This is a genomic window from Saccharibacillus alkalitolerans (assembly GCF_011090185.1).
Lineage (GTDB): Bacteria > Bacillota > Bacilli > Paenibacillales > Paenibacillaceae > Saccharibacillus > Saccharibacillus alkalitolerans.
Window position 1 is genome coordinate 1,322,624 of record NZ_JAAFGS010000001.1, and the last position, 12,425, is coordinate 1,335,048.

Genomic DNA, 12,425 nt, shown 5'->3' on the forward strand with positions numbered 1-12,425 from the left:
CGGGCGGCGAACCGTCAATCTCATTCGTGCAAAACCGTACGCCGCGAAACAAAAATCAATCTTCGGCACCCGTCAGACGGAGGCGCAGAACCGGCGTTTTGCCCGCTTCCGTCTCGCCCGTCAATTCTTCGATGCCGGCGACGATATCTTGTCCGACCGGAATGATGACCGGGGAGATGGTCGCATACCCGCCCGCCGTGATCACTTCGCGATCGAATTCGAGCAGCAGCTGACCGGCTTTCACGGCGTCTCCGGTCGCGACATGGGCTTTGAAGCCGCTGCCTTTGAGGCCGACCGTATCGATTCCGACGTGGATCAGCACCTGAACGCCGGTCGCATGTTCCAGAATGACCGCGTGCTTGCTCTTGTCGATCACATGCGCCACGGTTCCGTCGAACGGTGCCACGACCCGCCCTTCGGACGGTTCGATCGCGATCCCGTCGCCCATTTGTTTCTCTGCGAAAGCCGGGTCGGGCACGTTATCGAGCGAAACGGCTCTGCCCTGAATCGGAGCGAGCAGCTCCAAGACGTTAAGCGCGTCTTTGTCCGCCGCAAGCGCGCCCGCGGTCCGGTCGGAACCTGCCGTCGAAGCATGCGAGACCACCGCGTTTCCGGCATCCGGAATCGGGCTTTTCGCGTTTTCGACCGTTTTCACGTCGCGGTCCGCCAGATCTTCTTCAAGCGCTTCGCCGTTTTCGCCCTGTTTGCGGGTCACGACTTTGCCGTATACGATCGTTCCGACAAACGGCAGGATCAGACAGATCGCCATGCCGATAAAGAAGATGCTCCAATCGCCGACGTTAATGGCCAGGAATCCCGGCAGACCGCCGACGCCGACGGCAAAGGCGCGCACGTTGTTCATCGTCAGCAGCACGCCGCCGATCGCGGAACCGAGCATACCCATGAACAGCGGGTATTTATAGCGAACGTTGACCCCGAATACGGCCGGCTCGGTAACGCCCAGGAACGCCGTCACGGAAGTGGTGGCCGACAGACTCTTCATTTTCTGCGTGCGGATGACGAACATCATGGCCAGCGCCGCGGCGCCCTGCGCGATATTCGACAGCGCCAGCATCGGCCACAGGAACGTCCCGCCGGTCGAGTTGATCAGCTGCAGATCGACCGCGAGGAACGTATGGTGCATCCCCGTGATGACCAGAGGCGCATACAGGCCGCCGTACAGCAGGCCGCCGAGCCAAGGCACGGTATCGAACAGCCAGACGACTCCGTCCGTCAGCCAGTTGCCCAGCGTGAACGTCACAGGTCCGATGACCACGAAGGCCAGGAAGCCGGTAACGAGCAGCGCCACCGGCGCCACAACCAGCAGCTTGAACGAATCCGGAACTTTTCGGTTCAGCCATTTCTCGATCACGACCAGCACATAAGCCGCGGCGAGCATCGGAAGGACTTGTCCCTGATAACCGACCGCATTGATCTGCAGGCCGAACAGGTTCCATGTCGGTACCGTGCCTTCGTTAACCGCGCTGGCATAATCGTAGGCGCTCAGCAGCGCCGGATTGACGAGGATCAGACCGAGGATAACCCCGAGCAGCGGACTGCCGCCGAATCTCGTCGCCGCCGACCATCCGACGAGCGCCGGCAGGAAGGTGAACGCCGTGCTCGCAATTGTGTTGACGATCGCCGCGAAATCCGCCCACTGCGGATAGACCTGAACAAGCGACTGTCCCGCGAAGAAGATGTCTCTACCGGTCAGCAGGTTGTTGATGCCCAGCAGCAGACCGGCCGTAACGAGCGCCGGAAGCAGCGGGATAAAGATATCGGACAGCGTCTTGATGACCTGCTGAACGGGGCTCTTGTGCTTGATGGCCGCCGCTTTGACGTCCTCTTTGCTGGCCCGCTGGCCTCCGGTAATCGCTATCATTTCCTCGTAAGCTTTGTCGACGATACCCGGTCCGATAATGACCTGGAACTGACCTTGGGTGGAGAAGTAGCCCTTCGCCAATTCGTTGTCGTCAAGCGCTTTCTTATCGACCTTGCTTTCGTCCACGAGCGAGAAGCGGAGCCGCGTAACACAGTGCGTCGCGACTTCGATATTGTCTTTGCCGCCGATGGCTTCGACAATCTTCTCGACATCCTCTCTTCTTACCGACATCTGCTCATCTCCATTCTTTCTTATAAAATGCCGGGGGAGTTACCCCCGGATAACCCACATGAACGAAGCGTAAGGCTCGAGCTTGAGAACGGCGCCCCACGCCGGCTCGTCCTTCATGTTGCCGATCAGAAGTTCTGCTTTCGAATCGCAGAGCCCCCGGTGAACCTCCGGCAGCGCGAACTCCGCTTCTTCGCCTGTAAAGTTCGAGATCACGATCAACGTGTCGCGGTCATTCGTGCGCATATAGGCGTACACCTGCGGATGAGTCTCGTCCAGGCGAACGTAACGCCCGTCCGTCAGCACATCCTCCGTTTTGCGCAGGGCGATCAGCCGCTTGTAATGACTGAACACGGAATTCGGATCTTCGCGCTGCATCTTGACGTTGATCTCGGGATAACGTTCGTCCACTTTGATCCACGGCGTGCCGTCCGTGAATCCGGCCTGAGGACCGTAGTTCCACTGCATCGGCGTGCGGGCGTTGTCCCGCGATCTCTTGGCGATAACGTCGAACGCTTCGTCGGGACTTTTGCCCATTTCGACCATGATGCGGTACATATTCTTGGACTCGATATCCCGAAACTCGGAAATGTCGTACCAGTTCGGATTCGGCATCCCGATCTCTTCGCCCTGGAATACGTAAGGCGTGCCCTGAAGCCCGTGCAGCGTCGTCGCCAGCATTTTCGCGCTCGCGGCGCGGCACCGTCCGTCGTCGGCAAAGCGGGACAGCGCGCGAGGCTGATCGTGGTTGTTCCAGAACAGCGCGTTCCAGCCTCCGCCGTCGTGCATGCCGATCTGCCAGGAGGACAGCAGTCCTTTCAAAGCCTCGAAGTCGTAGGGCATCAGTTCCCACTTCTTGCCCTGCGGATAATCGACCTTGAGATGGTGGAAATTGAACGTCATCGAAAACTCTCGCTCCTGCGGATTCGAGTAGCGGATGCAGTGCTGCAGCGTCGTGGACGACATCTCCCCGACCGTGACCAAGTTGTACGGACCGTATACTCGCTCGTACAGTTCCTTGATATACTCATGCACCCGCGGTCCGTCCGTGTAATATCTCCGGCCGTCGCCCGTCATAATGCTGCCGTCGTCGTCGGGGAAGCTCTGATCTTTCGAGATCAGATTGATGACGTCCATTCGGAAGCCGTCCACGCCCTTATCGGCCCAAAACCGCATCAGATCCGCCGCTTCCTGCCGTACCTTCTCGTTCTCCCAGTTCAAATCGGCCTGCGTCTTGTCGTACAGCGCCAAATAATACTGTCCCGTTGCCTCGTCGTACTGCCAGGCCGAGCCTCCGAACTTGGACTGCCAGTTGTTCGGCACTCCGCCTTCCGGAGCCGGGTCGCGCCAAATGTAATAATCGCGATACGGATTGTCCTTCGACTTGCGCGATTCGCGGAACCAGAAATGATCCGTCGACGAATGGTTGACCACAATGTCCAGCATCAAGTGCATGTTCCGCTTGCGCAGCTCGGACATCAGCTCGTCGAAGTCGTCCATCGTTCCGTACATCGGATCGATCGAACGGTAATCGGCGACATCGTACCCGTTGTCGTTCTGCGGCGACACGTACACCGGCTGCAGCCAGACGATATCGACGCCGAGATCGTGGAGATAATCGAGCTTTTCCGTCAATCCGCGAATGTCGCCCACGCCGTTGCCGGTCGTATCGTTAAAGCTGCGCGGATAGACTTGGTAAACGACCGATCGGCGCCACCATTCCGTCTTGCTGTTCGAGTTCATCGTTGTCACTGCTGCGTACCTCCTTCGGGTATTTCAGAAGCCGCAGACTTTTCGGAATCCCGTACGCAGATGACGAATATCCGCAGCCCATACCCTTCCTGTATATACAAGTATGCCTACGAATTGATTGTATCCCTGTATATACAAGAAGTCAACCTGAGTATATATAACCCGGATAAAAAGCGAGCAAACATCTTTTTGCGGCAGGCAGCAAAGTCGATCTACCCCTTTATTAATTTCCATTACCCATATTTACCTGTTAAGTTCAATTAAAAACAAAAAAGAAAGGATCGGTCAGCATGGGCTGACCGATCCTTTCTTTGCCTCGAGTATGCCTTGAATCGGCTTAAGCGTGGAACTGCCGACCGTCGTGAACGGCTTCCACGTAACCCGAACGTACCGCGAAATCGCCGAAGTGTTCGCCTTCCAGGCGTTCCTTCGCATAGCGTTGAATCATCGGCTTGAGCGAAGACAGAATCTCTTCTTCTCCGATATTTTCTTTATACAGTTTATTGAGCCGTGTTCCGTCGTGGGCGCCTCCGAGATACATATTGTATTTGCCCGGCCCCTTGCCGATAAAGGCCAGCTCGGCCAGCATCGGACGCGCGCAGCCGTTCGGGCAGCCCGTCATGCGAATCACGATTTCTTTGTCGCGCAGTCCCGCCTCTTCCAGCATCGGCTCGATCTTGTCGATCAGGCCCGGCAGATAGCGTTCCGATTCGGCCATCGCCAGACCGCAGGTCGGCAGCGCCACGCAGGCCATCGAACTGCGGCGCAGCGCCGAGTAGTGGGCGCCGTCCGTCAAATTGTACTGCTGAATCAGACGGTCGATTTTACGCTTCTTCTGCGGACTGACATTGCCGATGATCAGATTTTGATTCGCGGTAAGACGAAAATCGCCGTCGTGTTCTTTGGCGATCTCGCGCAGGCCCGTCATCAGCGGGTAACCGTCGAAATCGGCAATGCGGCCGTTTTGGATAAACAGCGTAAGATGCCATTTGCCGCTGCTGCCTTTGATCCAGCCGTAGCGGTCGCCGTTATGATCGAAACGGAACTCGCGCGCCGGCTGAAGCTCCCAGCCGAGACGGCCGTGCAGCTCGTTCACGAGCCAATCGAGCCCGCGGTCGTCGATCGTGTACTTGAAGCGGGCGTGCTTGCGTACGGCTCGATCGCCGTAGTCGCGCTGAATGGTCACGATTTTTTCCGCCAAATCGATCGACTGCTCCGGCGTAACGAAGCCGATCGGCTTGCCCAGCTGCGGATACGTCTTCGCGTCGCCGTGCGACATGCCCATGCCGCCGCCCACCGTGACATTGAAGCCCGCCAGTTTGCCGTTCTCCACGATCGCGATCAATCCCAGGTCCTGGGAGTAAACGTCGACATCGTTGGAAGGCGGAACGGCGATGCCGATCTTGAACTTGCGCGGCAGGTACACCGGTCCGTAGATCGGTTCCTGCTCCGCTTCGAAATCGCGGCTGTCGATCACTTTCTCTTCGTCCAGCCAGATCTCGTGATAAGCCCGCGTACGCGGGTCGAGATGCCGGCTGATCTTGTCCGCCCATTCGTATACTTCGGCATGCACGTCGGACTGGTACGGATTGGGGTTGCACATCACGTTCCGGTTCACGTCGCCGCAGGCCGCCAGCGTGCTGAGCAGCGCCTCGTTGACTTCCCGGATCGTATTTTTCAGGTTCCATTTGAGCACGCCGTGCAGTTGGAACGATTGGCGCGTCGTCAAGCGGATCGTATCGTTCCCGTATTTATGCGAAATCCGGTCCATCATCAGCCACTGCTCGGGCGTCACCACGCCGCCGGAGGCGCGCACCCGGAGCATGAACTGATAAGCCGGCTCGAGTTTCGACTTGCTGCGTTCGTTGCGAAGATCGCGGTCGTCCTGCATATAGCTGCCGTGGTGCTTCATCAGCCGGTTGTCGTCCTCCGGGATAGAGCCCGTCAGCGGGTCTCTGAGCGTCTCTACCAGGCTGCCCCGCAGATAATCGCTGTTGCGCTTGATATCTTCCACGTCACTGTGCGGCCGGTCGTGGGGCGGATACTTTTTCCATTCGGTTTGCTGCGTCATGATCAAGCTTCTCCTTTCCGTTCAAACGGCCACTGTCGATAGTCCGGTACGGATTCCGGCATCAATATACGTCCCTTTGGTAGCGCTTTTCCTGCTGCATCCGCAGCAGATACTCGGATGCCTGTTCGGGGCTGAAGCCGCCGCCCTGCGCGATAATCGTTTCCAGCGTCGTATGCACGTCGTGGGCCATATTTTTCTCGTCGCCGCAGACGTATACCGCGGCGCCGCCGTCGATCCATTCGTACAATTCCTTGCTTTTCTCCAGCATCCGGTGCTGCACGTACACTTTCTCGTCCGTGTCGCGGGAAAAAGCAACGTCCATTTTCGTCAGCACCCCGTCCTTGATCCAGCGCTGCCATTCCGTCTGATACAGGAAGTCGGTCGAAAAGTGCTGATCGCCGAAAAACAGCCATGTCCTGCCGCGCGCGTCCGTCTCTTCGCGTTCCGCCAGGAACGAGCGGAACGGAGCGACGCCGGTGCCCGGACCGATCATGATGATCGGCGTATCGGGGTTCGCCGGAAGCTTGAAGTTCGGATTGTGCTGAATGAAGACCGGAAGCTGATCGCCGGGTTCCAAGCGTTCGGCCATCTGCACGGAGCAGACGCCGTAGCGGTCGCGGCCGCCGCAGGCGTAGCGGACGGTGCGAACGGTCAGATGCACCTCGTCCGGCGTCGCTTTCGCGCTGCTGGCGATCGAATACAGGCGGGCCGGCAACTTTCGCAGAATGCCCGTCACTTCGGCGGCCGTCCGGCCTTTGAGGCCGAAATCTCGGATCAGGTCGAGCAGGTCGCGTTCGCCGATGTAAGCGCGCAGCTCGGCCGCCGCTTCCGGCGCCGTCAGCTTAGCCAACGCTTCGCTGCCGCTCAGCTTCGCCGCCTGCTCCAGCAGAGGCTTGGTCAGCACGGTAATCTCGTAATAGCGATGCAGCGCTTCGCGCAGCGCCGCCGAAGCGTTCTTGCCGGTCGGAACGATCTCGTCCGGATTCCAGCCCATTTCTTCGATGATCTCGTCGACCAAGCGCGGATGATTTTCCGGATAGACGCCCAAGCTGTCGCCCGGTTCGTAAGTCAGGCCCGAGCCTTCGAGCGAAAGCTCCAGATGCCGCGTCTCGCGGGCGGAGCCGCGGCCGTTCAAGTTCAAATTCTCCAGAACTTCGGCGCGGAAAGGATTGCTGCGCGAATATTCGGACTCCGGATCGGCGCTGAGCGGCGCGGCGGAATCCGCCGCCGAAGCGGCAGCGGACGGCGAAGCGCTGAGTGCTTCCGCCACGGCTTTCATCCATTCGCCGGCCGATTCGTCGAAATCGACGTCGCAGTCGACCCGCTCCGCCAGGCGGGTCGCTCCCAATTCGGCGAGGCGCGCATCGAAGTCTTTGCCGGTCTGGCAGAAGAATTCGTACGACGTGTCGCCGAGCGCGAGCACGGAGTAGCGAAGCTGTTCGAGCTTGGGCGCACGCTTGCTGTGCAAAAATTCGTGGAAGGCAAGCGCGTTGTCCGGCGGTTCGCCTTCGCCGTGAGTGCTGACGACGATCAGCAGATTGTCGATCTTCTTCAGGTTGGCGGGCTTAAAGTCCGCCATGGATAGCGCTTCCGCTTTGACCTGCTGCTCTTCGAGCCGCTTGGCCAGCTTCTTGGCGAGTCCGCTGCCGTTGCCGGTCTGCGAACCGAACAGGATGGTCGCTTCGCGCGGCGCCGCCGGAACGGCCGGAGCCTGCGGCGCGGCTGCGGCGGCCTGCGGCGCGCTCGCGACCGGAGCTTGAAGAGCCGCGGCAGCCGAGCCGGCGGCCAGGAAGCCGGTCAGCCAGATTCGCTGGTGTTCGTTCAAGGTCGGGAGCAGGCGGTTCAGCAGTTCCGCCTGCTGTTCGTTAAATGGGCTGTTGGTTACGTTCAATTCCAAAATATCCACCTCGCACGGCATCGTTCTCGTTTCGATTGTTATCGCTTCACGATTCATCGAATCGGAATTTCATTAAAATCCTAGTTAATCGATCAGAATTTATTTTGCTCTCTTGACCCTATCATATGCACAAAAAGCGGTCAATTCGATTCCTTTTATGATATTTATCAGATTTTCTGATAATAGGTTAACAAAAAATCGAGGGACTTTCGTCGGCTTCGCGCTCTGCACCGAACGGCTTTCGAGAATTACCGCACTTTTTGTCGAAAAAAATCACAAATTCTGTCCACCCTATTCATTTCACTCCGAGTTGCAACGATAAAGGGAAAGTAAAGAAAGCGAACTATTCGGTACGGAGGGCACGCATGATTAAAATAAGAACTTTTTTGGCTTTAATATTCGTATCGTTCGTTCTCGTGCTGAGCGTAACGCTCGGTTCATTGATGAGCGTGCGTTCCGCCGAGGCGATCAAAAAAGAAATCGGCTCTTCGCTGGCCGAAACGGCCCATCAAATGTCGGACAAGCTGGACAACTTCATGTGGTCGCGCTCGGGCGAAATCAAGCTGCTGACGGAACTTCAACCGCTGAAGCAGGCGAAAGATCCGCAGGCTATCCAAAATCTGATCGATCAGCTGCAGGCGAATTTCCCCGCTTTCTCGTGGATCGGCTTCATGAATACGGAAGGCGACGTGCTGGCGGGTACGGGCGGAATCCTGGTAGGGAAAAATATCGCCGAGCGCCCGGTATTCGCGGAAGGGATCAAAGGATCGTTTCTCGGCGACGTTCACGAGGCCGTGCTTCTCGCCAAACTGCTGCCGAATCCGAGCGAAGAACCGCTGGAGTTCGTCGATATCAGCTTTGCCGTCAAAAACGACGGGGGCGAGACCGTCGGCGTGCTGGGCGCGCACTTGAGCTGGGAATGGGCCAAAGAAGTGGAGCGAAGCCTGCTCGAAGCGCAGGGCGATCAAATCCAGAAATTCGAGTTGTTCATCGTCAGCAAAAAAGACAACGCCGTGCTGCTCGGTCCCGGCGACTGGAGAGGCGATACGCTCGCTCTGTCCGGCCTCGGCGGCGAGCAGGCGCCTCAGCGGTCCTGGATGCTGGAGCGCTGGCCCGACGGCAAAAATTACTTGACCGGATCCGCTTACGGCGACGGATATCTCGACTATCCGGGATTGGGTTGGACCGTGCTGGTCCGGCAGCCCGAATCCGTCGCGTACGCGTCCGCCGCCGAAATCCAGCGCGATTTCGTGTGGATCGTCGCGATCGCCGCCGTCCTGTTCGCGGGCTTCGGACTGGCGACGGCGGAATTCATTTCCCGACCCATTCGCAGACTGACCCTGGCAGCCGATCGCATCCGGCATGGCGGCGCCGCGGAAATTCCGGATACGAAAGGCTTCAAAGATATTCGCAGCTTATCGCATTCGCTGCAGACGCTGCTTGATTCCCTGCTGCGCACGGAAAACGAGCTCGGACATATGCAAAACGTGGCGCTGCACGACCAGTTGACGGAACTGCCGAACCGGCTGGCTCTGGAGCGTTACCTGGAAGAAACGATCGAAAACTTCGATCCGGCTTCCGAAAAACTTGCCTTTTTATATCTGGATCTGGACGGATTTAAAAAGATCAACGATACGATGGGACACCAGGTCGGCGACATTCTGCTTAAAAAAGTCGCCCAGCGCCTTCGGGTCGCGATGCTCGAAGCGAACGGCATCGTAGTCCGTCTCGGCGGTGACGAATTCCTGCTTATCTCCCGCACTTCGCGCGCAAGCGCAAAGGAAAGTGCGGAAAGATTGGCGTCCCGAGTGCTGAAATCGATCGGAAATCCCTTCGTCGTCGGCATCGATCAGCTCTCGATCGGCTGCAGTATCGGCGCAGCTTTCTACGCGGAGGATCACCGAAACGTGACCGAAGTCATTCGGAAAGCCGACGAACGTCTATACCTGTCGAAAAAAAGGGGCAAAAACCGGGTTACTTTCACGGATTGACCGCCGCCTACCGCACCGCAAACAGAATAAAACGCCGCCTCCCCAGACGATCCTCGGGGCGGGCGGCGTTTCTTTTGGGCGGGAAGCCGATTTCGACGCCGAAACTTTGTTATGCGCCTACCGCGTCAGCCGGTGCTTTCGATCCGTTCCGGCCCGGTTCAGCGGCCGGTCCGTTCAGGGGCGGCTCCGGGAACCGTCGGAGCCGGACTTGCCGCTCCGCCCTTTTCTCCGCGAAAATGCGCCTTGACCGTATCGTAGGCCAGCTTCGGCCTCCGGTACCCGTCCACCAGGCCTTTGCTGTTGCGCGTGCAGCCCCGGCTCATCAGCCAGTTCGTCGCTTCGGAGACTCGGCAGTCGCCGAACTGCCACACATAGACGCCCGCCAGCGGCGAATCGCCGCTCAAGTACGCCTTCAGATTGGCGTCCAGAATGTCGCTTTGACGTTCTTCGGAGCCTTTGACCCGGTCCCGGCTGCGGAAGCCGTAATACCCGTCCGCTCCGAATTCGCTGAAAATGACGGGTTTGCCCGCTCCACCGAGACGATCCGCCCATTGCTTGGCCTGCTGGAGCAGCTCGGCAGGCTCTTCGTCGGTATACCAACCCGGATAGACGTTGAACGACACGATGTCGACAAGATCGAAGCAAAGATCCCGGTCGCGGTGCATGGAAGCGAACGATCTCGGCCTGGACGGATCCAGATCGCGAATCAGGGCAAGCTCGCTCTCGTAAACGGTCCGCCCGTAAGCCGTATGGCTGGCACATTCGTTCAGCACCGCCCAGATGACGATCGACGGACGGTTGCCGTGCTGTTCGACCATCTCCCGGGTGACCTGTTCGCTCTGCGGCTTGAAGCGGGGATTCCGCATTTCTTCTTCCGTCAGCCCTCTCGCATGATTTTCTTCCCAGACCAGCAGCCCGAACTCGTCGCAAAGATCAAGGAATCTCTCGTCGCTCGGATAGTGGCTGGTTCGGACCGAATTGCAGCCGAGATCGCGAATCAGCTCAATATCCCGAAGCAGGTCGGCAAAAGAAAAGCTCGCGCCGCAGATCGCATGGTCTTCGTGGCGGTTTACGCCTTTGAGCAGCACGGGCTGCCCGTTGATCCGCAGTCTGCCACCCTCCGTGTCCACCCTGCGGAAGCCGACTCGATCGATCCAATCGTCGCATTTCCGCTCTCCTTCCGCCAGTTCCGCCCGCAGCTTATACAGCGTCGGCCTCTCCGGACTCCATTCCCGGGCCCCGCCGTAAGTTTCCGTACGCTCGAACAAGACGCTCGCACCCGGCTCGACGAACAGCTTTTCCCGTACGCTATGCAGACCGTCCAAGCCCAGGATCAACTGCGTTTCGCGTGCCTCGCTGCCGATATTTCGGACGATCGCGCGCCATTTCCCTTGCCACAGCCCGTTATGCCATTCGGGGGTAAACGATACCCGATCGATGTGCACGTCCCCGACTTCTTCCAGCACGATCGGTCGGATAGGACCTCCGTACGTGTAGTAATCGTTCGCGATATGCAGCGCCGACCGCTCACTGAACGAATTGTCCGCATACAGCCGAATCTCGTGCTCGCCCGGTTCGACGTTCGGCACCACAGCCTCGAAAGACGTATACGCGTTATAATGATGCGCAATTCGGCTTCCGTCCACGTAGACGTCGGCCGTATGGCTGACTCCTTTGAATTCCAATCGAAGATTCGTTTTGCGGTCGAGATTTACCGTCGTGCGATAGAGCCCCACGCCGCGGTAAGTCCCGAGATCGGGATGAGTCTCCCAGCAGCCGGGAACAGGCAGACGATAGTCCATGCGCTCGGGGATCTCTCCTTCGCGCCCGACCGGATGAAATTCCCATAATCCTTCCAATTCCCTTGACGGACGAATCTCGTGCGTTTCGAACAAACGAATCATTTCGCGTCCCTCCATGTCTTTTTCGTTTTGACGAGACCGCGCTTTTCCCCTGACGATCTCTTCTCCTCCTTTACTTTAGAGCGGCATCAAGATTCTCTCCATAGACAATCAGGTTCGTTTCATGTCAAAATCGGTTTATTCGCGGTCGTTCGCGGAAAAAGAAACAGCATAACGGAAACGGAGGGAAACGCATGCAGCGCCTATCCGGAATCGCGGTCAAAATCCAGTGGGCCTCCCCGAAAAAAACGCCGCCCGATTGGAACGATATCCGTCATACGACGGCGATCCACAGCCTGTACTGGGTGCGCTCGGGAACGGGAAAATTCGTGTCGGACCAAGGCTCCTATACGGCGGAAAGCAGCAGTCTTTTTTATTTAAAGCCCGGTCTGAACATGACGATGGCCGCGCGCGGCGGCCGCGGACTCGATATGTTCATGATTCTGTTCGACGCCGCGCATCTGTCCGGCAGCGACGGTCGTTGGCCCGATCCTTCTCCCGTCGCGACGCTGGAACTGCCTCATCGGTCGGCTTTTTCCGGCGAAACGGCCGTGGAAATCGACGCCCTGTTCAGCCGGATCGCCGCCCTATGGTCGAACGGCGTTCCGACGGGAGAACTCGAAGCAAGCGGCGTTCTTCTGTCGTTGATCGCGCGGCTGCATGCCGATCTCGCGCCTGAAAAAGAAAAAGCCCGCTCGCTGTT

The 12,425-nt window shown here is 58.3% G+C and carries 7 protein-coding genes; 2 read left to right on the forward strand and 5 right to left on the reverse strand.

The features are described 5' to 3' along the window. Positions 1–55: 55 nt before the first annotated feature. The 4 genes from treP to GYN08_RS05695 all read right to left on the reverse strand — a co-directional run bounded on the left by treP (position 56) and on the right by GYN08_RS05695 (position 7,830). Positions 56–2,113: a PTS system trehalose-specific EIIBC component gene (gene treP, locus GYN08_RS05680; RefSeq protein ID WP_166273035.1), complete on the reverse strand. Its 2,058-nt coding sequence runs from the start codon at positions 2,111–2,113 to the stop codon at positions 56–58. Positions 2,114–2,152: 39 nt separating this feature from the next. Continuing rightward, positions 2,153–3,853 (reverse strand): alpha,alpha-phosphotrehalase, encoded by a 1,701-nt coding sequence (gene treC / locus GYN08_RS05685; protein ID WP_166273145.1) that lies wholly within the window; start codon positions 3,851–3,853, stop codon positions 2,153–2,155. A 346-nt stretch (positions 3,854–4,199) separates the two neighbouring features. After that, a complete protein-coding gene (gene cysI, locus GYN08_RS05690) occupies positions 4,200–5,933 on the reverse strand; it encodes an assimilatory sulfite reductase (NADPH) hemoprotein subunit (protein WP_166273036.1) in 1,734 nt (577 codons plus the stop codon). A gap of 61 nt (positions 5,934–5,994) precedes the next feature. Continuing rightward, positions 5,995–7,830, reverse strand: coding sequence for an assimilatory sulfite reductase (NADPH) flavoprotein subunit (locus GYN08_RS05695; protein WP_166273037.1), 1,836 nt, complete (start codon positions 7,828–7,830; stop codon positions 5,995–5,997). Positions 7,831–8,195: 365 nt separating this feature from the next. On the opposite strand from GYN08_RS05695, the gene GYN08_RS05700 reads away from it, so the two are divergent. Continuing rightward, complete coding sequence (locus tag GYN08_RS05700; RefSeq protein ID WP_166273038.1) at positions 8,196–9,821, forward strand: diguanylate cyclase domain-containing protein; 1,626 nt, start codon at positions 8,196–8,198, stop codon at positions 9,819–9,821. Positions 9,822–9,979: 158 nt separating this feature from the next. Here the strand turns inward: GYN08_RS05700 and GYN08_RS05705 are convergent, their stop codons facing one another. After that, positions 9,980–11,725, reverse strand: a complete 1,746-nt coding sequence (locus tag GYN08_RS05705; RefSeq protein WP_166273039.1) for a glycoside hydrolase family 2 protein — start codon at positions 11,723–11,725, stop codon at positions 9,980–9,982. A gap of 191 nt (positions 11,726–11,916) precedes the next feature. On the opposite strand from GYN08_RS05705, the gene GYN08_RS05710 reads away from it, so the two are divergent. Continuing rightward, positions 11,917–12,425 (forward strand): AraC family ligand binding domain-containing protein (locus GYN08_RS05710; RefSeq protein ID WP_166273040.1); only part of this gene is annotated, 509 nt, incomplete at its 3' end.